Genomic DNA, 22725 nt, shown 5'->3' with positions numbered 1-22725 from the left:
CTCCCCTCTGCTGTTATCTTTGTCTTAATTTTTCTCAATCGCTAATTGATAAATCTTGATGTACTGCGGCAGGTTTAAACCATCAAACCCTTTCAAATAGGAATCCCAATCCTTCTCGAGGTTCTTATCGCCGATAATGAATTGCGCCATATTGGACTGTACATAGTCTTTAATGGATGTTGCCAGCTGCGCCATTGTATCCGTATCTTCAGGACGGACGAATGCGCTGGAGGGGTAGGATTCTTTTGGTGCATATGGAGCATACGTGCTTGTTGCGTCTGCAAGACGCTTCTCGTAGCCTGCGCCAGTGAGCGGATCTTGCGCAGTCGCAAACAGGTCACGGAAGCTCTTCGACAGATCCTTTGGTCCAAGCAGCGACCAGCTGTCATTACGAACGACGTTAGGGTCAGCCTTCGCCAGGTTGGCAAAGCTATATTTCGCAGGCTGACCTTCGATGTTCTTCTCATCCGCCTTCGCTTTATTCCAGCCAATGCCTTCTTTCAGACCGTATTCACTGTACAATGCACCTTCTTCGGTAAAGGCGTAATCGGCGATTTTGATCGCTGCGATTTGCTGCTCTTCGCTTGCTTTGTTCGTAATGGCCATTGCGAATTCGCCAAAGCCCTGCGACATGCCTGCAAGCTGAATACCTTCCGGTCCTTTCAGTGGCGGAACAATGACCCAATGCTTGGCCCGTGGTTTCGTGTCGTCATACGTATCGACCAGGTAGCTGAGCAGCGCCGTCGTGATGGAGCCTACGACCTCGTCGCCTTCGCGATTGCCGAGCTGGGCGACCGCTTGATCGTTCTGCGTGAAGGATGCCTTGTCGATCAAGCCTTCGCTGTACAGCTTGTGCATGTACGCCAGGCCTTCCTTCCATTCCGGCTTGTTCGCAGCAAAATCAACTTTGCCGTCCGCAATGGTTAAGTACTTGTCATTATCGTTATAAATGAATGAATTCATCAGGAACGAGTCGATGTTGCCGTTCCATACGTATTTGTTCGGTGCGCCAGTCAGCGGAATTTCATCCGCTTTGCCGTTGCCGTTTGGATCTTGCGTCTTGAACGCTTTCAGCACGGTGTAGAGCTCGTCTGTTGTGGTCGGAACTTTGAGGCCGACCTTGTCAAGCCATTCTTGGTTGATCCAATATTTCTGCGAGAATGTGCAGTGGTAGCATTCGTTGAAGCGCGGAATACCGTAAATGTTGCCGTCTGGCGCCGTCATCGCTTCTTTCAAATACGGCTTCTCGTCCATCATTTTTTTCAGATTCGGCGCGTATTTGTCGATCAGATCGTTCAGCGGCACGAGTACGCCTTGCTTGCCGTACGTCATGAGATCCGAGTTCGTGAATTTGCCTTCCAGGAATACTTCCGGATAGTCGCCGCTCGCAAGCAGCAGCTGTCTGCGGTCCACCAGCGCATCCGTTGGCGCAAGATCCCACTTAATGTTGACGTTGAATTTCTGTTCGATATATTTGGTATAGTCGTTATCTTCGAGCGGGGCCTTCCCTTGCGGAGCGAAGAATCCGATATTGATCGTCTTGGCCGGTTTGTCCGCTGCGTTTGTGCCGGAAGCTTCCGTATTCGCGCTATTCGACCCGTTATTGCTTTCTTGACTTCCACATGCGGAGAGCACAAAACTGCTGATGATCATGACAAGCATAAGCGATACCCAAATGGACTTTTTCATAGCATTGATTCCTCCTTGGAATGTATAAGTTCTCTAGTGCCACCCAAACGTCAGCTTGGACGACTCCCCCTGCCATGTCCCGTTAATGCGCTAAATCGCCTGCCGCCTCACCTCCACCTAGAATTTACGAGATCAACCTCCATAATAAATCAGCCTTTCAGGGAACCGATCATGACGCCTTTCACGAAATGCTTTTGCACAAACGGGTACATAATGAGCACAGGTACGCAAGCTACGACGATCAGCGCGTATTTCAGCACTTGCTCGAAGCCTTGATCCCGCAGCTTCTGAGCCGTATTCGCTAACATCTCCGGATCGGCTGCGTTCAGAATCAACATATTTCGAAGAACATATTGCAGCGGGAACAGATGCTCGGATCTCAAGTAAATGAGGGCATCGAAGTAAGCATTCCAATGTCCTACCGCGTACATCAATGTCATAACCGCGAGAATGGGCTTGGACAGCGGCAGCACAATGCTCCATAGATATCGTGTATCCCGGCAGCCGTCCATTTGCGCAGCCTCTTGCAATTCAGTCGGAATCGATGACATGAAGAAGGTTCTGGCGATAATGACCTGGAAGACCGAGAATGCGCTTGGAAGCCACAACGCCCAGCGTGTATCAAGCAGATGTAAATTTTTCACCAACAAATAGGTTGGAATAAGTCCACCACTGAAGAACATCGTGATCATCATCAGAATCATGATGTACTTGCGGCCTGCCATCATACGCTGCGATAGCGGGAAGGCCATCAATACGGTAAACGAGACGTTGATGAAAGTACCAACAACCGTGTAAACGATGCTATTATAGTAGCCGAGCATCAACTGCGAGCTTTGGAAAATCGACTTATAAGCTTTGAGCGAGAATTCTACCGGATACAGCCATACTTGCCCAGATACCACGGCGTTAGGAGAGCTGAGGGACGAGCTTAGAATATAAAGCAGCGGGTAAAGCACCGTCAGCGTAAGTGCGCCGAGTAGAACATAAATCGTGACGAGCAAGACGCGGTCGCCGAACGGTTCCCGGATTTTTGATTTGGTCAACATAGACGGCCGCCTTTCTACCAGAGACTATTTTCTGAAACTCTACGAGCAATAGCATTAACGCTGACGAGAAGCACCAAATTGATGATGGAATTGAACAATCCCACCGCAGAAGAGAAGCTGAAGTTGGCGCCGAGGAGACCGACCTTATAGACATAGGTAGAAATAACCTCTGACGTGCTCACGTTGAGCGAATTTTGCATCAAGTAGATTTTCTCAAAGCCGACCCCCATCACGCTGCCCAAACTCAGGATCAGCATGGTAATGGCAATTGGAAGCAAGGAAGGTAAATCGATATGGAGAATTTTCTTAATTCGGGACGCACCGTCCATGCGCGCCGCTTCGTAGAGCGAAGGATCAACGCCGGCTAAAGCAGCGATATAGATAATAGAAGCGTATCCCATTTCTTGCCATACACCAGACCACACGTAAATCGATTTGAATAATTTCGGCTCGCCCATGAAGTTCGTGTCCGACCAGCCGAAGAATGTGAATAACCGATCCACTACGCCAACATGTGGCGAAAGCATCAAGATAATGATCGACACCATAACGACGGTCGAAATGAAATGGGGGGCATACGTGATCATCTGTACGGATTTCTTGAAGAAGCCCGTCCGGATTTCGTTCAACGCCAGCGCCAGGAAAATCGGAATCGGGAAGCCCGCCAGCAAGGAATACAGGCTGATCAGCAATGTATTCTTAATTAACAGCGGGAAGTTCGGCGATTGGAACAGATCGGTAAAATGTTTGAAGCCTACCCACGGGCTGCCCAAGATGCCTTTGATGATATTGAAATCTTTGAAGGCGATAATTACCCCGAACATCGGAATGTACTGAAATATGATTAGATACAGCACCGGCAGAAGGACAAGGAGATACAGCTCCCAACTTCGCTTCATTCTCAACCATGTTGTTTGAACCATCCGCATTACTCCTTCTATCAGAATCAGTCTATGATCCGAAGCGACGGGCCGCATGATGTTTCCTGCCAAACCCCGCTCGGTTCGATAGCCTGATTCTAGCCCGCCGCCTCAAGAAGCGGCAATTCGTAAGATTCTGCGAGCATGCAATTTTCGTCGGATCGCTGTCCTGGCGCATCGTAGGCGGTGAAAAATGCGGGCTCCACCTTTTTCTACATTGCATGATTTTCGCTGGTCCAGTCGGGCAACAAACAAAAAAACCTTGAGTCTGCCGACACTTTCGGCAAACTCAAGGTTTAATCCATTTACCGTGCCGCCTGCTGTTTGCGATAATCGCTTGGTGACATGCCTGCTACGTTCTTAAATGCCCGATTAAAGGAATTATAATTAAAATAACCGACTTCCCCGCTGATTTCCTGGAGTGACTGATGAGTCGACAGCAGTAGCAGCTTCGCTTTGTCCATCCGCAGCCCAATTAGGAAATCGACGAAGTTGCAGCCGGATTCCTCCTTAAACAGCTTACTGATGTTCTTCGCGCTGATGGCGAACTTATCGCTCAAATGATCGAGAGACAGCTCCGGATTTGGATAATTATCTTCAATGTACGACCGGATATCCCCGATAACGGCCCGCGTACGCTGCGAATCTTTCAAGACCGTCAGCTTGGCGGCCGCCGCCTCGAAGATGAGCGTGCAGCCCTGCTTCAATTCGTCCAACGTCTCCCAATCGGCCAGCAGCTCCAGCAATTCCGTGCTAGTATCTTTCCACACATTGCGATAATCTTTGGGCAGCTCCAGAAACATCCGTTTCAGCTGCTGGTGGAGAAACTGCATAAAGCTCTCGATTTCCTTACGCGATGAGACAGCATCCGTCATCTGGCTGAACAGCTCGTCCATCGGCTTCCGCCATCCACCATCGGCAAGCCGAATCGCCTGCGCCAGCGCTTGAATGGTGCCGAAAAAATCATGGGAGCGACTTTCCAGCTCCGCTGCGTCAAGCAGCCGCCCCATCCCGAGCACGGCTTTGTAATGCAGCAGATCACGCGCAATTTCGTGCGATCGTCTTAATTCCTCGAGATTGCACGCCATGCCGTGCACGCCGATCGTGACGGAGAAGCTCAAATTGCCGCGCACCCACTCCACGATTTGCTCCCCGATCAACACGCTTAACGCCGCGCCCTCCGAATCGTCAGGCACCCAAACAATTGCAGACATTCTGCGGTCCGCAATCCATTCCGCCCACACCGAAGCGCCGCTCATCGTGGCGATTTCCTGAGTGACGCTGGAGACAACGAATTTGAGCATCGATTGATCCTGGTGCTGGTACCGCTTGATAAACTGTGCATAACGGTCAATTTCCAGCTCAAGCATGAAGGCCAAAGTGCCCGCTGGCTGGATGTGAAAAGCGAGCAGATCCGTCTGCCATTCCGTCTCGCGAATCGGGACAGCCCCCTCGACCACCTCTTGGAACCGGTGTTTCTTCTGCAAAATAATCGTTTCCTTGTTCTTCTGCCGCGTCTTTGTCGTTTCCTCCATCAGCTGCTCCAGCGCACCTTGGATGAAGCCGAACTCGTTGCTGCTGGGCAAACCCATGTCGGTATCAGGCTTAATCAACGCACTCGTCCGGATTAGTGATACGAGCTGGCTGACCGGCTTGTAATTGCGGCGCGTAATATGAACGACCCAAATGACGCCAAGCAGTACGACAGCAAACGCGATAATGACCCAAGCGCTGTAGAACTCTAGCGCAATCTCGGACAGCGTGCCGCTTGCTAGACCGCTTTCAGCTTTCCAGCCCGTATACGTGGAGACGTAACTGGCCAGAATACCTCGTTTGTTAGGCAGCTTGTCGCCATCGTTCATCAGTATGCCGCCCTGGCTGTCGTTGAACTGAACGAAGGTCACATTCGGATTGTACATCGGCGCAATCGTCTGCTTCAGCTTCGCCAAGCTGACGTTGACAACGACGAAACCTTGCTTCACCGTCGAAAACTGTGGGTACCCCTGTACGTACGTGATGACATCAGATGGCACCGACGTTGTGTATGGCTTGAAGCTCCTTTTTCCCGACCATTCGCCAAGCGCCATGCGCTGCTCAATATAGGGCTGAATGAACGATTGATCCAGAAACTTCGACTGCTGCGCCGATCCGTCGCCCAGGATAAACTGATCCTTCAAGCGAATCAAATAGGCCGAGTCGATAATAGCGTAATTCAGCTTCCAGTCGTCCATCAGCTTATTTGCCTGGATACTGCCGTATACATCGTTGCTGTTCGTCCCAAAGAACCGCTTCAGTTCGCTGGATGACAGCGTAGCGCGCAAAATTTGATAATCGAGCGCCTTCAGGGAATTGTCCGTAATCCTTATGGCTTGCTCCGCCAAGAACTCATTGGCTTTAACCGCTTGCTTACGATTCTGCTCGCTCAGCGATTGGAAGAACACGACGAACAGGATCGTGACGACCACAACGAACACGGGAAGATACGATAGAAGTAATTTACGAAACCAGCTGCTATTCATGTTATTCCTCCCCTCGCCCGCCATTTGTCGGAGCTACCTGTGATGATAGCTTCAAAAAATTAATTTTACACGATATGCGTCAGCCACTCTACCATCGCTGTTCCTATCTTAAGGAAGCAAGCGGAACACATGCGCAATCGGCGCTTTGCCACCTTTCAATTGACTCGCCGGAAGCCGCAAGTTCATTCCCTCGCCGCTGCGCGTGAAAGCAACAGGCTCATCAGTGCCAACTAGCTCGACCTTCGAAACCTCATCCGAATACGGAATGGAAATCGTCGCATTAACCGGCGTATCCTCGCTTGCGTACAAGTACGTGCAGTAGACCGTCTCACCTTTGCGCGTGAAGGCGCACTCACCTGTGAAGTACGGTGCGCAAATGCGAGTGCCGTACACCGCTTCGCCATGCACCTTCATCCAGGCGCCGAGCTCTTTCATGCTTCTGAGTGCGCCTTTCGGCAATCTGCCGTCCGGCTGCGGGCCAACGTTCAAGGCCAGATTGCCGCCCTTGGCGACGACCTCCATCAGGATGTTTACCAATTGCCGCGCGGATTTATAGCGGTCATCGAACCCGAAGGAGAACGAAGTTCCGAGCGTAATACAGCTCTCCCACGGTACGTTCAGTGGACGCTCTGGAATGGTCTGCTCCGGCGTGACGTAATTCTCGTACGGGCCGCCGACGGTGCGGTCGGCCGAGAGCAACCACGGCTGCGTCTGACGTGCGAGCTCTACGACTTCGCCGAGACGGATGTCCTGGCTGACTCGGCCGCCTTCTCTTACCCAGCCGGCATCAAGCCATAAAATATCGATTCGGCCGTAGTTGGTCAGCAGCTCCATAATTTGTTCATGCGTGAATGACACGAATTTCTCCCACAGCTCCGGATTCTCCTTCGGATTGTACGACGGTCCACGCCACGTATGCGTGCCGCGTTCTGTGTCTGGCGCCCAATAAGTCGGCGTGTGCCAGTCCGCTTTGGAGAAGTAAGCAGAAATCGCTAGTCCCTTGTCACGGAACGCGTCGAAGAGGTTTTTGCATATGTCAGCATAACGGTGCGTATGGAATGGTGTCTCGCTTCCGGTGATGCGGTAATCCGTCGTTTTTGTATCCCACATACAGAAGCCATCATGGTGCTTGGTCGTAAAGATTAGATATTTGAAGCCGCCTTCAGCCGCCGCTTCCGCCCATTTCTCCGGCTCGAAGCGAATCGGATTAAACGTCTTGCCCAGATCGAAATATTCACGTTTCATTTGTTCATAATCATTCGTCCAATCAACGTCGTTTCTGGCCCAGTCGCCGTCCTCGTCGCTCAGAATCCACGATTCAACCATGCCGATCTGAGAATATGGCCCCCAGTGCATCATCAAAGCCAGCTTCTGATCCTTAAACCATTCCAGCCGTTCCAGCGTCATCGGGTTCTCCGGCTTCACCCAATCGGTTTCACTGCTGTAATTGTGGACTCCGTTCTCTACCTCGTGTACAGCTTCTTTCATCTCTTCGCTCATTCCTAATTCCTCCTCGTATCGTTTGTAAGGGAATCCAGTATTGGCGCATCGGTCAAGACGACCGTGGACGACCGTGTTTGGTGCAGCTCGAAAATGACGATTTCATTGTCGCCGGTTCGCAGGAGCGGCGCAGGTACGTATAATGTCCGCTGCGGCCCTCGCTCCCAATAGCGGCCAAGATTGAACCCGTTGATGAAGACGACGCCTTTCGTCCAGCCCTGCATGTCAATGAATGTATCGGCGCATGCTTCGGCGCGGAACGTTCCTCTGCAGAAAAGCGGTCCCTCCTGGGAGGCCGATTGCCAGCGGTCGTAGCTAAGCCTCGCCAAATCAACAAGCGGCAAGGGCCGGACTGTCCAGTCGAATAGAAATTGGAAGCCGAGGCGCACACCTTCGGTGATGCCCTTCGCATCTTTAAGGTAAGGGCCGTAGTTGATCCTGCCCATGTTCTCCACTAGAATATCGAGCCTCACGCCTCCCGGCGTTATGGCAATCGGCAGCGATTGGACCGTCTGCGACCGTTCGATCGTGCCTTTGTACTCACCGTCTACGAAGATGAGTGCCCTGTCACGAACCTCTTGAATGAACAGCCGTTCCTCCGGCCTTGGACCGGAAACTCTCGTCGAATACAAAATAAACCCGTACTGCTGTCCGAACTTTTCCATTGGAAGCGGCGCGACTACCTGAACAGGATCGGAGAGCGCTTCTAATTGTCCGAACAAGGCCGCCTGCTCTATAAGCTCGACGCGGCCATAGGCTTGCCTTGGCGCCGGCGCCGGAAGCTCTGGCAAGTTCGCCATCTCCGTGTACCGGGCGATCACATCACGCGCAGCGAAATATTTCTCCGTCGGCTGCCCTGTCTCGTCCAGCAGCGCGTCGTAGTCGTAGCTCGTAATCGTTGGCTCGTACAAATTTGGCTCCTGGCAATTCGCACCGTTATAGAAGCCAAAATTCGTACCGCCGTGGAACATATAGAAGTTGACCGACGCGCCTAGCGACAGCATTTCCTCGAGGACAGCCGCGGCGTCTGCGGCATCGCGCGTATGATGCGGCTTACCCCAATGGTCGAACCAGCCGTTCCAATACTCCATGCACATGAGCGGCCCATCCGGCTGATACTCCTGCAACTTGGCGAAGGACGATGTAGGATGCGAGCCGAAATTGGCCGTTGCGAGTACGCCAGGGACGGAACCGCCTTGCAGCAGTGCGTCCGTCGGTCCGTCGGAAGTAAAGAGCAGCGTATCTACTCCACGCGTAATCAGCGCTTGCTTCAGATAATCAAGGTACTTCGCGTCATTGCCATAGCTGCCGTATTCGTTCTCGATCTGAACGGCGATGATCGGACCACCGTTCGTGGACAACAGCGGCAATAGCCGCGGAATGAGTGTGTCATAATACGCATCGACCTTCCGCAGAAACGCCGGATGGCTGCATCTAAGCTGCATATCGGAATCGGCTAGCAGCCACGCAGGTAATCCGCCGAATTCAAACTCCGCGCAAATATATGGACTCGGACGAACGATGACATGAAGGCCAAGGCTGCCCGCAAGCTCGATGTAGGCGCAGACATCGGCCATGCCATCGAATCGAAACTCGCCCTCCTTTGGTTCATGCACGTTCCAGGCGATATACGTTTCGACAGTATTCAGCCCGCAAGCTTTCAGCTTCAGCAGCCGGTCCCGCCAATACTCGGGAATAATCCGAAAATAATGCATCGCCCCGGAGAGCAGACGGACAGGTTTTCCGTTGTCCATAAACGTATCTTTGTCTATCGAGAAAACGCTCATCTCCACACTCCTTTCATATAATGTTGGCAGAATAAGAATAAACGCGGCATCCCCCGTCCTCAACGGGATTTTTTCGGCTGCTTCACCATTTTCCACCCACAGGAAAGCACTATGCGATTTTCCCAGAAGCCGTTATCGGCGAAAAAAGTGAAGTGCAGAAGACTTTTGGCTCCACCAAACACAAAAAACACGCCTGAAATTAGGCGTGTTTTTGTTATGATTATTTTTCCCGAGACGACCGGTCTTCAAAAAGATGAGCTTCTCCAGATCTCGGATCCCATATTTTGTTACTTATCAATAAGCAACCTATTGTAACGTACCTACGTCTAAAACGGAGAATCACACTTGAACCAACACCATTAGGAGGAAAATGAAATGAACGTATATGCATATGCTAAAAAAACAGCGATTGCTGCGGTAGCCGTAGGAACGCTGACCCTATCCACAGTCGGAGCTATCCCCTCTTCTCACGCGGTTGCAGCAGCTTCCGTCGATGCACATAGTCAAGCTCTCCGTACATTGATGAGCTTCTATAAACCGGCTCTCCAAGGTCAATTCCCGAATTTCCACAGCTTCACGCTTGGCAAGACCTCACACGAAACAGTCATTAAGACGATCGGCAAAGCCGAGTCCCCAGCCACGGATGCCGACGGTTTCGACGTATACCATGCGGAAATGGGCCATCCTGGCTACGCGATAAATTACAAGCTGGGTAAAATACGTGAAATGCGCTACTTCGGCACGAACGTTGAGCGCCAGACCAATTTGGGCGGCATTACTGTCCGTATGCTGATTCAGCAATGGGGTGCTCCAAATGAATCGGTCCTCATTAAGTCCGGCAAGACTGTACAAAAGAAAATCACGTACGTTCGAGGCAAGTATCAGCTGGAGTTCATCTTCAACGGCACGAGCGGAACAGGACTGGACCATATTAACCTTGTAACTAAAACGATCAAGTAACTTCTTCAGCTAGCCCGTCTCGACGTAATGTCGAGGCGGGCTTTGTAAAATAAACGAAAAAAATATAACAAGGAATGACCTAAAAACCGATCCAATGGATCTTTATTCGTCTGTTTCGGCTTCTAAATATTAATTTTTAGTAAATTTATTTAAGTTTATAAAAAAAAGTAAGTTTATCTGCAACATTAATTTGGATAACCCGTCTATGAGGAAGGAACGTTCCAAATACATGATGAGGTGATCCCATGACAAGCAAATTCAAACTCGTTACATTAGCAGCTACAGCAGTGCTTACCCTATCCATTGCTGGACAAAGCTTTGCGGCAACAACTACATTCACGGATATTGCGAATGTGAGCGCTAAGGATAAAATTATTTCCTTGCAGGATAAAGGTTTAGTGCAAGGTGTTAGCAAAGAACGCTACTTCCCAGACGCAACGCTGACTGCAGCACAAGGTATCCAGCTAATCGTAAATGCGCTTGATTTGAACATTGATACGCTTCGCTTTTTAAAAGAACCTCATGCTACGGATTATTTCCCGAAAGCAGACGATGCTGCTTGGTATGCAAATGCACTTATTATCGCGGCGAACAATGACATTGGTCTGCCAAATGATCTGGATCCTAACCTAACATGGACAAAAGAAGAGTTTACCCATCAGTTGATCCTTGCGATTGAGAAGCACAGCAATTTGCCAATGATTAAGATCATCCCGATGGAATTTAACGACCAGGATGAGTTAACCGTCTCCTACGAAGGATCTGTCCAAAGAGCACTTGTTCTTAAAATCGCTGAGCTTGATCAGGCCGGAAATTTCAATCCTACAGATGAAATTACACGTGCAGATGCGGCTGTGCTGATCTACAATGCACTCGCCTATATTGATGAACATCAAGCACCATCAGCTGAATAAACATATCTAACAAGGGGCCGTCCCAAAAGGGGTTCGCTCGCTGGAGAAACGGCTCGCATCAGTGTAATTTCTATAAAAACAGCAGTGCAAGGGCTATCCCTGCACTGCTATTTTTGTTTTTAGATCTCTTGCTGCTTTCTTCAGTAAATTGTGGCCGACCCTTTTCCCCTTAAAAGGCCCTCCAAGCTCAATATGGTCCAGCATGCATTTCACGACATCATCATAAGCAACTTCCAGCTCTTGAAGCCGGCTGAACAAGTAACCTGCTATATCTGCTTCAGAATATTCCTTAATCGTATTCTTAACGCTATTTTGTGAAATAATGTCCTTGCTCCAGATCTGCGAGAAGTCCATGTTGGACAGGCTTCCAGCCGAGAAGCTCCTTCGTTCCTTCACTTGATCTTGCTAAGTCAAGCGACGCAACCATGCCTAGAAAACCGAAGACCGCTTGGCCCTCTTCACGCGGGATGCTGACTACAGGCACATCTAGGTGACGACCGATTACGCCGGCAATGTCGCTGAACGGAATGCCTTCGTCGTCCACACCATCCAGTCGTGAGCCTGCAGGTGCAGATTCTACTGCTAGGCGGAACAATACTGCTGCATCCAAGCGATGGATCGCTGGCCAACGGTTGGTGCCGTCTCCAATGTAAGCCGAAGAGCCTCTTTCCTGGGCGATCCGGATTAATTGCGGCACGAAGCCTTTATCTCCTTCCCCATGAACGGAAGGTGCAAGCGAGACGATTGATGCTCTCACGCCTTGTTCTACAAACGCAAGTGCTGCATCCTCCGATGCTTTGCCATTAGCATGAGCTGTAATAACAAGTGGTTTACCGGAACCCGCAAGCCCTTCTCCCATTGCTTCGATGGCGCGTAGATCAGTTGATAATGATCCGGCGAAATTTGAGAAATCGTGGTTAAATGCCAGATGAATAACACCGTCTGAATCGGCTGCACAGCTGCGCAGTAAATCCAGATCCTCTAAAACACCACGAGCCACCTGAGCTCCCAAGCTTTCTAATACTTGAGCACCACTCTCTGAACGGGTAAGACCAACTACCTGATGGCCTGCACTGATGAGTTCGCGGACAACTGCTGTACCAATATAACCTGCTGCACCTGTAACGAATATACGCATTATTGTTTACGCCTCCTTAAGTATTTGACGAAGATATGACTCCAGTCTAAACTATGAAGTAAACTCTAGGGCAAGCGTTTGGAAGGATGATTTTAAATGAAAATTCAGGAATTAGGAGACTTGATGGGTTTAACACCCCACACCATTCGTTTTTATGAGAAGGAAGGCTTGCTTGACAGCAGGCATATTCAGAGAGAGAAGAATAATTACCGCAACTACTCAGACGAAGCAATTGGGCGGTTAAAGCTGATTAAGAAATTTCAAGGTATCGGCTGCTCGTTAGCTGAGCTGAAGACGATTTTGCAGGATCACGATACGAATGAACGCACGAACCAAGAAGTAATAGAATGGATTCTTCAGAAAATCAATGAGATCGAGCGCAAAAAAGACGAATACGATCATATGCTTGTAACGCTGAATTGGATGCTGACATACAGGAAGCTGCTGAATGAAGATCCACAACAAGCTGAGGCTATGATGGAGGAATTACGTCTTAGAATTAACATCTAGCCGTATAATCGTGAAAAAGCTCTTCCACTTCTTGGTTACAATTCTCTGCTCTTAATAACACGCTCAATCCGCTGATCAGGAACGAACCAAATCGCAGCGACCAGCACGATTAAGAAGCATGATATCCATGAATGGAGGTATGCTGTCGCAATAGCGACTATGTAAAATAAGATTGAAATTTTCCCTTTGAAGTCTTTCCCCATCGCAACCGCAATAGGGGAGTTGGAGGAATGTTGTTTGAGTATCGCGTGTTGCAGCAACGAGTATGAAATGGCAGTAAAAAGCAAAACTATACCGTATAATGCTGTTGGCGTAGATGAAAAGCTACTTTCTCCTATCCACGCTGTAGAGAACGGCACGAGAGACAACCAGAATAACAACAACAAATTCAACCACATAATCTTTCCCTATTGGATATGAACCGTATGGAGTAGATGGTGATGGTTATTCCAATATATTCCTACATAAATAAAGCTGACCGCGTAGCTTAGGAATTTGGGAACCAGGTCAACCAAAGAACTCCAAGTGTGTTCATCGGGCACTTTGAATTCAAGTACCATTATGGTAATTATGATGGCTAGCACGCCATCGCTGAAAGCTTCCATACGATTTAATTTCAACATACTAGCTCCTTTCAACTGAATCTTAAAGGTTTCGAATTTAGTGATATTAAATGCCTTGTCCTTTTATCCGCAAAGTGAAAACATACTTTTCTCCATTTCTTAAAAGCTCGGCCAATCGGGTTAATCGTTCAGATAGTTCACTTCCGGACAAGGTATTATTTAGTTCATATTCAAAGTTATTCATCGTTTTACTATGCTGTACGTTTCGAATTTCTGTCATTCCATTCAGTTCTTTCACTGTTATCATTTTCAAACAAACCTCACTATTGATCTATTTTCCAAGCAAGTTACAGCTATTTTATTCAACTATAAGTTTGGCCTTCATATTGGCGTGGCCTGAGCCGCACATTACATTACAGGAGAATTCATACGTACCAGCCTCATTTATTGTCACAACCTTGGAATCACCGGAGCGCAGTTCTTTGATTTCAAGGTCTTCGAATGCAATACCATGTACACCAGACCCCGACTCTAACGTTAGCTTAACGGCTTCCCCTTTTTTAATTCTATACTCAGCTTTATCAAACTCCCAGTTCTTTGCCGTGATAACGACTTCATTCGCAATTGCTTCTGACTCCTCACTAGATCCTGATTGTACTTCTTCATTTTTACTAGCTCCACATGCTGTTAGCAATGTGACATACGCAACAATGATGACAAAAACCCATGTTATTCGAAACACGTTATCCCCTCCTTATGATGGTAATAGCTTAAATCCTCGCACCTATCTCTATCAATATGTCTTTGTCTATACCTGCCATAGGACATTCAAATATCTAATTCATTTACCTCATTGAAAAAAGAGCAGCTACTTAGGCAGCTAATGCCTGAGTAACTGCTCTTTTATTGGCGTTATCAAATACTTAAATCAAACTATTTTGATACAAGAAAAGCAGCAACTTCAGCTAGTCGCGAAGCGTAGCCCCACTCATTATCATACCAAGCAGCTACTGATAGCAGCTCTCCTTGAACTTGCGTCAATGGCAGATCAATAATAGAGGAATGTGGATCCCCTACAATACGGGAAGAGGCCCATTCACCCTCCAATACATCTAGAGTTCCCTTAAGTTCCCCTTCATTAGCGGCAAGGCGGAACATTTCATTAATCTCTTGAACGGAGCATGGTTTCTCTGTTATGAGATTAAGCTCTGCAATGCTGCCTGTGCGAGTCGGAATTCGGTATGCCTTTCCAGTAATTTGGAGATCACTCCAAATAAACTTGAGAGCCTTAGCCGCTCCTGAGGATGATGGGATGATATTTTCTGCTGCTGCCCAAGAATCCCGCCGATCCCTCATAGGCTGATCGGTTAATGATTGTGTATTGGTATAAGAGTGAACCGTTGAGAACAATCCATATTTAATACCGTAATTTTCTCTAACTAACTTCACTACTGGTGCCAGTGCGTTTGTTGTACAGCTGGCCATACTGATAATTTTATGCTTCTCGGGATCGAAGCTGCTGAGATTAATTCCTTTAAGCAAAACGGCATCGCAGTCTTCGAGACTTTTACTTGGCCCGCTGACAAGCACACGCTTGGCACCGCGATCCAAGTGCAATTGTGCAACGGGTCTTGTTACAGCACGTCCCGTACAGTCAACCACCAACTCAACACCCAGTTCTCCCCAATTAGGCACTTCACTGGACGAATTCATATACCGAATTTCACGGCCGCCTATGATGATAGCTCCTTCTCGACCAAGGACCTCTTCAGGCCAGCGTTTATAATTCGTATCAACCTCAAAAAGCGCAGCAAGTATAGATTCATCTTTTATATCAGAGATAGAATAAGGTACAAAGAGCTTCTCCTGAAGTGCTACTCTAAGTAATTGCCGACCGATTCGTCCAAATCCAAATATTGCAATTTTACTCATGATACCCTCCCATTGTGGTAAAGAAAAATTTGTTTCATTAAAAGATTGGCTTCATTTCGTGCACTTGAATAGGAGGCAGGTTCTTTTCAATTTCAGCACGACTGTCTTCAAACCATGCTGGCAGCATTAATTTCTCGCCTAGATGATCTTCAGACTCATCATTTGCAAAACCTGGAGGATCTGTCGCGATTTCAAACAAAATGCCGCCATGTTCACGGAAATAGATAGCATGGAAATACTGTCGGTCAATAATCGGCGTAGGATGAAAACCGCTTCTTTCCACATGGCTTCTCCAAGCATCATGGTCTTCATAATCCTTGGCTCGCCACGCGATATGGTGAACGGTGCCTGCACCGGCAATCCCCCATTCCATGGACTCCGCATTCACATCAATAAGGTTGCCGATGTCTCCTTCTGCCTTATAACGAATAAAGTCCCCATCCTGACCTACCTTTGTAAGACCTAAAACGTCCTCAAGTACCTTCATGGTCATTGTGGATGCCGTGCTGTATAGCACCGCGCCGCCAAATCCTTTGATAGCCTTGTCCGTTGGAATACCTCCGGATGACAACGTATTGAGAGCTCCTTCTTCCCTTTCAACAATCTCTAACTGCAGACCGTCCACATCTACAAATTCGATATAGTTTTCGGAGAAACGAGCACTTTCTGTGAAGGAAATATCGAATGCTGTGAGGCGTGCTTTCCAGAAATCAATGGCGCCTACTGGTACTACGTATGTTGTTGTACCAACTTGTCCTCCACCTATGCGACCCTTACTAGAAAATTTGTATGGGAAAAACGTAATAATGGTTCCAGGGCTGCCTTTCTCGTTGCCGAAGTACAAATGGTATACTTCGGGTGCATCAAAGTTAATTGTTTTTTTCACAAGACGAAGACCCAGCACTCCAGCATAAAAATCTACATTTCTCTGCGCATCCTTCACGAAACATGTAATATGATGGATTCCAGCTGTTTTCTTTAAGTTATTAACCATCTTTTCTAAACTCCTTTTCCTCTTGAGTTATCGATCATGCCAATAACTGAACATTCATCTACTTCAAATCATAGAGAAAAGAGTTCGAGCGAACCATTCCATTTTTTCTATACTTGTATAGCAAATTTACTATATCATTGGCGAGGTTACCCTAAAAATGATTTCAACATCCATACATGCTTTTCAAGTGAGTAATGAATAGCCAAAAGCATATCACCAGTTGTCTCGTCGTCCTCACCATTAGCGATGCTCATGCCTTCTTTAAGCTCATTAACAATAGTTCCAAAATCGGCTACAATCGTGCGGACCATCTCCGTAGCGCTTTCATTACCCACCGCATCTTTTACCGTTGCGGTTTCAAGAACTCCATGCATAGTCGCTACAGGGCTGCCGCCTAATGCCAGTAGCCGCTCGGCAAGATTGTCCACATGAAGCGCAGCTTCCGTGTATAGTTCTTCAAACTTCACATGCAAAGTGAAGAACTGTGGACCTTTGACATACCAATGATAGTTATGCAGTTTGGTGAACAGAAGACTCCAGTTCGCGATCTGAGTGTTTAGCATTTCCGTGAGTTTTTCAGACATAAAAAAAGCCCCTTTCAAATTTAGCACTAAATTCCAGGACCCACTATAACACACCCAATAAACCTCTGTATACGCGGATTTCGTACTATAAGAAAAAGCTATATGAGCCATAGAAAGATCGATATTGATCGTACGAACCAACGTTTATACGATGGAGTTACACCGAATATAAAGGAGAATTTGAATGGGAGTACGTTTTTTAAAAATGGCAGTTATCTATATTGTTCTTGGTATTGGGATTGGAATCTACATGGGTGCAACATTGAACTTTGCATTGACTAGCGTTCATGCTCACGCCAATCTTTTCGGATGGGCAACTTTAGCCCTTTGCGGATTTACTTATCTGCGTTTCCCCAAAGCCGCAGAATCCCGACTAGCTAAATGGCACTTCTGGCTGCAGGGAGTTGGCTTGCCAATCATGTTGATCTCGCTATCATTTATTTCAAATGGCTATGATCAGGAATGGTTATCGACTATAAAACGCATGGGCGAAACCGTTGCCGGATGTGGAATTCTTGTTTTTGCTGTCAACGTATTTTTAAATGTTAAAGAAACGAATATAGCTGAAGAAAAGGGGGCGCACTTTTGATTAACCAAGAGAATCCAATTGCACCACGTTATAATCTTACGACCCTTATCCTATTCTGGTGTTCATTAATTGTCGTCTCTTCCCTCTATTTAACGATCCCTCTGTTCTCCGTATTTGAGGATGTATTCCAGGTCTCATCTTCTAAAGCGGCTTGGGCAGGCAGCGCCTTTTCTTTTGCTTTTGCTGGTGGAGCACTCCTGTTCGGGGGGCTTTCTGATCGCTATGGACGAAAAAAAATGATGATAACCGGGTTAGGCCTGCTCACCATATCAACCCCTTTTATAGGAACCGTTCATGAGTTTCAATGGCTTATTGTTCTAAGGGTTATACAGGGACTGGCAGCATCCATGTTTCCACCTTCTGTGTTAGCCTACGCTATGGAGATGTTCCCAGCTACTAAAAGGGTAACCATCCTCGGTTTTATAAGCACCGCCTTTTTAATGGCCAGTATCGTTGGACAGATCTATAGCAGCACCATCGTAATGGAACTAAGCTGGAATTATGTATTTTATATTCTCGGCATCGTGTATTTTGTCTCGCTTTTTTTGATTACATTAGGTATACCTAAAGATATAACACACAAGTCTAAGGATAACTTTTTCACTCCTCTAAAGCGCATTGGTGGTATTTTTAAGAAAAAAAGTTTACCCATCTGTTACATCATTTCCTCCACTCTCTTTATTGCACTCGTTGGTTTTTTCTCCACGATTGGAAGTTATCTAAGCAGCCCTCTCTTCGGTCTGAGCCACCAGGAAATCTTATGGGTTCGTGCAGCCGGTATCATCGGTATGTTCATTTCTCCATTTGATGGAGGGCTCGTCACCAGGTTTGGGGTAAAAAATGTTTTGTGGTGCGGTTTGATATTGGCCGGTATTGGTCTAGGTCTGGTTGGCATATCGGAGAACCTCGCCTTATTAATCCCGACAAGCATTATATTTACTGCTGGCATAGCTATGGCCCTTCCCGCCTTGTTATCATTAATAGGAACTTTAGCAGGAGAATTAAGAGCCAGCGCTCTATCTTTCCATATGTTTATGCTTTTCATTGGAGCCTCACTTGGCCCTATCATATCCATTTATTTGATCGACACTCAAGGTCACAGGTCTACTTTCGAGGTGTTAGCCGGATTGCTGCTGATAAGTACGGTTGTCCCACTCTTTATTCGCTTAGAGAATAAGGAAACCATTACCCCGATCAATCAGCAGAATCAAACTATTTCATAAGGCTAAGTTAAATTCTAATGTTGATATTTAACCATAAGAGAACCGCCTTGGTTGAAAAGGCGGTTCATTGAGCCATCGTCTCCCGTTTATAGGCAGTGCCACTCTTTGCAATGTCGGGAGGTTTTTATGAACAAGTTACAGCTAATGCTGCAAAATAACATGTTGACAATCAAAAATCCAAGAGTTATTATCTCAATATTAAGATAATTAATTTAAAGATATTTCCGATAATCATTCAATCGAAGTTATTTGGAAAAGTCGCTTCATTCTTGGTGGAACTGTCACGAACATCTTTTTTACAAATATCTTAATTTAAAGGTAAATTCAAACTAATCCTTTGAAGGCAAACGCATGACTTGTCGATAATCAAAACTAGGAGGGTTTTCAAATGAACTATCATACAGCAGGCATTCACCACATCACTTCTTTCGTCCGCCATCCGCAGGACAACGTAGATTTCTACGCAGGCCTTCTCGGTTTGCGGCTCGTGAAGAAAACGATCAATTTCGACGCACCTGACGTGTACCATCTGTACTTCGGCAATGAAATCGGCGGTCCAGGTACTGTCATGACGTTCTTCCCTTCCGAAGGGGCCCTGATCGGCCAGGTGGGCGGCGGCCAAGTCGGCTACACAACGTTTGTCGTGCCGGTAGGCGCATTGTCGTTCTGGGAAGAGCGGCTGACGAAATTCGGCGTCGCCTTCGAACGGACTGCGCGTTTCGGCGAAACCTACCTACAGTTCAAAGACGGCGACGGCCTTCAGCTGGAACTCGTCGAACGTGAAGAAGGCGCGCCAAGCCAATGGTCGTTCGGCGGCGTGCCGGCAGGCAAAGCGATTAAAGGCTTCGGCGGCGCGATTCTGTACAGCACAAAGCCCGCGCAAACACAAGTCACGCTCGTGAGCGTGATGGGCCTGGAGATAATCGGCGAAGAAAGCGGCCTCGTCCGCTACCGCGCGGCAGGCGATCTCGGCAACGTCATCGACATCAACGCCGAGCCTATGCCTAGGGGAGTCGCCGGCGCGGGAACCGTCCATCATATTGCATGGCGTGCAGCCAGCTATGAGGATCATGCAAAATGGCGCGAACACGTCATAGAGAACGGCTTTCATGCGACCGACATCATCGACCGCCAATACTTCAATGCGATCTATTTCCGCGAAGCCGGCGGCATCCTGTTCGAAATCGCGACAGACGCGCCAGGATTCCAGCACGATGAGGAATTCGACGAGCTTGGAGGCAACCTGATGCTTCCTGCTTGGTATGAGCCGCAGCGCGGCATCATCGAACAGAATCTGTTCCCGATCGAAGTTCGGGTATTGGAGGGCGATGAATAATGAAACATCTTTTTCAACCCGGCACTGATACTAATGCGCCCGTACTGCTACTTCTGCATGGCACGGGCGGTACCGAACATGATCTGCTGCCGCTGGCGCAGCTGCTCTCCCCCTCCTCGCCTGTCCTGAGCGTTCGGGGCAACGTCCTGGAGAAAAGGATGCCCCGGTTCTTCCGAAGGCTTGCTGAAGGCATTTTCGATGAAGAAGATTTGAAGTTCAGAACGAAGGAATTATACGATTTCATTGCCGAAGCTTCCGAAACCTATGGCTTTAGCCGGGACAACGTCGTGGCTGCGGGCTATTCCAATGGCGCCAACATTGCGGGAAGTTTGCTTTTCCACTATGCCGATGCGCTGCGTGGCGCCGTGCTTCACCACCCGATGGTACCCCTTCGCGGCCTTGCCCTTCCGGATTTGACAAACGTGCCCATCTTCATCGGAGCCGGTACAAACGATCCGATCTGCTCGGCCATCGAATCGGAGGAACTGACGTATCTGCTGCAAGGTGCTGGCGCTTCCGTGACGGTCCATTGGGAAGGCAACGGACATCGGTTGTCGTCTTCCGAGGTTCAGCGAGCGGCAGAGTGGTTCAAAGCCGCCTTTCCATCTTGAGCATAGGGAGGTGAATTTCCGGCAACGTACGCGGCAACGGACCCACAATCAACATCTACGGCAAACAGGGCGTCAACGCGCCGGATGAACAATTGGAGAATTTATGGAAGGATGCGATTCCATGTCTGATGAAATAAAACAGCTCCCGAAGCTGTGGACTGGCGATCATTATAACGAAGGGATCGGTCGTGACGATATTTTCGATAAATTGCGTGAGGAGTGCGGGGTGTTCGGCGTGTTTAATGTGCCGAATGCTTGCTCGCTCGGCTACTACGGCCTTCACGCGCTGCAGCACCGGGGCGAAGAGAGCGCTGGGATGGCAACTGTGGAGTCCGCGACCGGCAAGTTTTCCTACCACCGCAACATGGGCCTGGTCAAAGAAGTATTTGACCAGGCTACGCTTGAATGCTTGCCAGGCGACCGCGTCATCGGGCATGTTCGGTATTCGACCGCAGGCGAGAGCAGACTGGCGAACGCGCAGCCACTCCTCTTCAAATACCGCGACGGCGACCTCGGCGTAGCAACGAACGGCAACATCGTGAACGCGCCTTCCATCCGCAAGGAACTGGAGAGCCAAGGCTCTATCTTCCAGACGACGAGCGATACGGAAGTCATCGCGCATCTGATCGCCCGTTCGAACAAGGATTTCGTCAGCGCGGCGAAAGACGCGCTGCAGCGCATTATCGGCGGATTCGCGTTCCTTATCATGACGAACGACAAACTGCTAGTCGCTTCCGATCCGCATGGCCTGCGTCCGCTCGTTATGGGCCGCATGGGCGACGGTTATGTGTTTGCGTCGGAGACCTGCGCGCTGGATACCGTCGGTGCCATCTATGAGCGCGACGTCCAGCCGGGCGAGCTGCTCATTCTCGACAAGGACGGCCTGCGCGTCGACCGTTTCGAACGGTTGGAGCGCCGCGCGACCTGCGCGATGGAGTATATTTATTTTGCCCGTCCCGACAGCGACATCAATGGCATCAACCTTCACTCCGCGCGCAAACGGATGGGGCGGCAGTTGGCGCTTGAAGCGTTCATCGACGCGGACATCGTGACCGGCGTGCCGGATTCGAGTATTTCCGCGGCGATCGGGTACGCTGAGCAGACGGGGATTCCATATGAGCTTGGCCTGATTAAGAACAAATACACGGGCCGGACGTTCATCCAGCCTTCTCAGGAGCTGCGCGAGAAGGGCGTGAAGATGAAGTTGTCCGCAGTCCGCAAAGTGGTGGAAGGCAAGCGCGTCATCATGATCGACGACTCCATCGTCCGCGGCACGACGTCCCTGCGCATTGTCAACCTACTTCGCGAAGCAGGCGCGACGGAAGTGCATGTGTACATCACGTCGCCGCCGTTCAAGAACCCGTGCTACTACGGCATCAACACGCCGGACCGCAAGGAGCTGATCGCGTCGCAGAAGAGCGTGGAGGAAATCCGTCTGGCGATCAACGCGGATTCTCTCTACTTCTTGAGCAACGAAGGCTTTATCGAGGCGGTCGGCGGCAACGACGGCAAATTCAATCGGGGCATGTGTATGGCTTGCTTCGATAACGATTATCCGACGCCGGTCGACCCGAATTCGGAGAAAAGTTGCAGCTGCTAGGAGCTGGATCACGGTGAAACCGTTTTTAGAGGGATTAATTCATTTATTAAAATAAGGCCGCCCCAAAGTCAGTTTAATGACTTATGTGGCGGCCCTTTCTATCAATCAAGCACGTGGTGCGCTTTCAAATTTACCTTTGTGAGTCAAATCACAGAAAGGCTTCTGACTTGATAATCCGCACCGACAAAGAATAAAGCTCTCTTTTGTCTCGAAACGGTTACCCAGCGCGTCCACCATCTCTACTTTACCTGTTATTCTTAATGGTCCATTATCATTGACTTTAATCGTAACATCGGACATGATACAC

The 22725-nt window shown here is 48.7% G+C and carries 22 protein-coding genes; 8 read left to right on the top strand and 14 right to left on the bottom strand.

Annotated features, from left to right (window positions below; genetic code table 11):
• Positions 1-24: 24 nt before the first annotated feature.
• The 6 genes from FHS17_RS17500 to FHS17_RS17475 all read right to left on the bottom strand — a co-directional run bounded on the left by FHS17_RS17500 (position 25) and on the right by FHS17_RS17475 (position 9464).
• Positions 25-1689 carry a type 2 periplasmic-binding domain-containing protein gene (locus FHS17_RS17500; protein ID WP_167279720.1) on the bottom strand — a complete coding sequence of 555 codons (1665 nt, stop codon included), beginning with the start codon at positions 1687-1689 and terminating at the stop codon, positions 25-27.
• Between the two features lie 149 nt (positions 1690-1838).
• Entirely contained in the window at positions 1839-2738 is a 900-nt protein-coding gene (locus FHS17_RS17495) for a carbohydrate ABC transporter permease (protein WP_091187161.1), read from the bottom strand.
• A 14-nt stretch (positions 2739-2752) separates the two neighbouring features.
• The gene (locus FHS17_RS17490; RefSeq protein WP_243865413.1) at positions 2753-3661 is read right to left on the bottom strand and encodes an ABC transporter permease; all 909 of its coding nucleotides are present in this window, start codon (positions 3659-3661) and stop codon (positions 2753-2755) included.
• A 302-nt stretch (positions 3662-3963) separates the two neighbouring features.
• On the bottom strand, positions 3964-6177 hold the full coding sequence (locus FHS17_RS17485) for a helix-turn-helix domain-containing protein (protein ID WP_167279718.1): 2214 nt from the start codon (positions 6175-6177) through the stop codon (positions 3964-3966).
• Between the two features lie 108 nt (positions 6178-6285).
• Positions 6286-7677 carry an alpha-L-fucosidase gene (locus FHS17_RS17480; protein WP_167279717.1) on the bottom strand — a complete coding sequence of 464 codons (1392 nt, stop codon included), beginning with the start codon at positions 7675-7677 and terminating at the stop codon, positions 6286-6288.
• Between the two features lie 2 nt (positions 7678-7679).
• Positions 7680-9464, bottom strand: coding sequence for a glycoside hydrolase family 35 protein (locus tag FHS17_RS17475; protein ID WP_167279716.1), 1785 nt, complete (start codon positions 9462-9464; stop codon positions 7680-7682).
• 375 nt (positions 9465-9839) lie between these two features.
• On the opposite strand from FHS17_RS17475, the gene FHS17_RS17470 reads away from it, so the two are divergent.
• Both FHS17_RS17470 and FHS17_RS17465 read left to right on the top strand, forming a co-directional pair.
• On the top strand, positions 9840-10424 hold the full coding sequence (locus FHS17_RS17470; protein ID WP_167279715.1) for a YjgB family protein: 585 nt from the start codon (positions 9840-9842) through the stop codon (positions 10422-10424).
• Between the two features lie 245 nt (positions 10425-10669).
• Positions 10670-11338 carry an S-layer homology domain-containing protein gene (locus FHS17_RS17465; protein WP_167279714.1) on the top strand — a complete coding sequence of 223 codons (669 nt, stop codon included), beginning with the start codon at positions 10670-10672 and terminating at the stop codon, positions 11336-11338.
• A 93-nt stretch (positions 11339-11431) separates the two neighbouring features.
• On the opposite strand, the gene FHS17_RS17460 is transcribed toward FHS17_RS17465, so the two are convergent.
• Together FHS17_RS17460 and FHS17_RS17455 are read right to left on the bottom strand one after the other, a co-directional pair.
• Positions 11432-11692 carry a hypothetical protein gene (locus tag FHS17_RS17460; protein ID WP_243865412.1) on the bottom strand — a complete coding sequence of 87 codons (261 nt, stop codon included), beginning with the start codon at positions 11690-11692 and terminating at the stop codon, positions 11432-11434.
• The gene (locus FHS17_RS17455; protein ID WP_167279713.1) at positions 11646-12476 is read right to left on the bottom strand and encodes an SDR family oxidoreductase; all 831 of its coding nucleotides are present in this window, start codon (positions 12474-12476) and stop codon (positions 11646-11648) included. The genes FHS17_RS17460 and FHS17_RS17455 overlap by 47 nt, the downstream gene beginning before the upstream one ends.
• 96 nt (positions 12477-12572) lie before the next feature.
• Between FHS17_RS17455 and FHS17_RS17450 the strand changes: the two genes are divergently transcribed.
• A complete protein-coding gene (locus FHS17_RS17450) occupies positions 12573-12986 on the top strand; it encodes a MerR family transcriptional regulator (protein ID WP_167279712.1) in 414 nt (137 codons plus the stop codon).
• Positions 12987-13393: 407 nt separating this feature from the next.
• On the opposite strand, the gene FHS17_RS30620 is transcribed toward FHS17_RS17450, so the two are convergent.
• The 5 genes from FHS17_RS30620 to FHS17_RS17425 form a co-directional block, all read right to left on the bottom strand.
• Positions 13394-13591 (bottom strand): TMEM175 family protein, encoded by a 198-nt coding sequence (locus FHS17_RS30620; RefSeq protein ID WP_279590374.1) that lies wholly within the window; start codon positions 13589-13591, stop codon positions 13394-13396.
• Between the two features lie 316 nt (positions 13592-13907).
• Entirely contained in the window at positions 13908-14291 is a 384-nt protein-coding gene (locus FHS17_RS17440) for a cupredoxin domain-containing protein (RefSeq protein WP_167279711.1), read from the bottom strand.
• Positions 14292-14482: 191 nt separating this feature from the next.
• Positions 14483-15481 (bottom strand): type I glyceraldehyde-3-phosphate dehydrogenase, encoded by a 999-nt coding sequence (locus tag FHS17_RS17435; protein ID WP_167279710.1) that lies wholly within the window; start codon positions 15479-15481, stop codon positions 14483-14485.
• Between the two features lie 37 nt (positions 15482-15518).
• Positions 15519-16475 carry a ring-cleaving dioxygenase gene (locus FHS17_RS17430; protein ID WP_167279709.1) on the bottom strand — a complete coding sequence of 319 codons (957 nt, stop codon included), beginning with the start codon at positions 16473-16475 and terminating at the stop codon, positions 15519-15521.
• 146 nt (positions 16476-16621) lie between these two features.
• Entirely contained in the window at positions 16622-17059 is a 438-nt protein-coding gene (locus tag FHS17_RS17425) for a Dps family protein (protein ID WP_167279708.1), read from the bottom strand.
• Positions 17060-17243: 184 nt separating this feature from the next.
• Here FHS17_RS17425 and FHS17_RS17420 point away from each other — a divergent pair, with 184 nt between their 5' ends.
• The 5 genes from FHS17_RS17420 (at position 17244) to purF (ending at position 22418) form a co-directional block, all read left to right on the top strand.
• A complete protein-coding gene (locus FHS17_RS17420) occupies positions 17244-17648 on the top strand; it encodes a hypothetical protein (protein WP_167279707.1) in 405 nt (134 codons plus the stop codon).
• On the top strand, positions 17645-18871 hold the full coding sequence (locus FHS17_RS17415) for an MFS transporter (protein ID WP_167279706.1): 1227 nt from the start codon (positions 17645-17647) through the stop codon (positions 18869-18871). Before FHS17_RS17420 ends, FHS17_RS17415 begins: the two co-directional genes overlap by 4 nt.
• Positions 18872-19259: 388 nt before the next feature.
• The gene (locus tag FHS17_RS17410; RefSeq protein ID WP_167279705.1) at positions 19260-20207 is read left to right on the top strand and encodes a ring-cleaving dioxygenase; all 948 of its coding nucleotides are present in this window, start codon (positions 19260-19262) and stop codon (positions 20205-20207) included.
• Complete coding sequence (locus tag FHS17_RS17405) at positions 20204-20818, top strand: alpha/beta hydrolase (RefSeq protein ID WP_341805864.1); 615 nt, start codon at positions 20204-20206, stop codon at positions 20816-20818. The genes FHS17_RS17410 and FHS17_RS17405 overlap by 4 nt, the downstream gene beginning before the upstream one ends.
• A 121-nt stretch (positions 20819-20939) precedes the next feature.
• The gene (gene purF / locus FHS17_RS17400; protein WP_167279703.1) at positions 20940-22418 is read left to right on the top strand and encodes an amidophosphoribosyltransferase; all 1479 of its coding nucleotides are present in this window, start codon (positions 20940-20942) and stop codon (positions 22416-22418) included.
• Positions 22419-22523: 105 nt separating this feature from the next.
• Here purF and FHS17_RS17395 read toward each other — a convergent pair whose 3' ends face one another.
• Positions 22524-22718 (bottom strand): CDGSH iron-sulfur domain-containing protein, encoded by a 195-nt coding sequence (locus FHS17_RS17395; protein WP_152395379.1) that lies wholly within the window; start codon positions 22716-22718, stop codon positions 22524-22526.
• Between the last annotated feature and the right edge of the window lie 7 nt (positions 22719-22725).

Origin of the sequence: Paenibacillus lupini (genome assembly GCF_011761355.1) — a bacterium.
Lineage (GTDB): Bacteria > Bacillota > Bacilli > Paenibacillales > Paenibacillaceae > Pristimantibacillus > Pristimantibacillus lupini.
The sequence above is the reverse complement of the archived record's forward strand: the minus strand, read 5'-3'. Positions and strand labels throughout refer to the sequence as shown.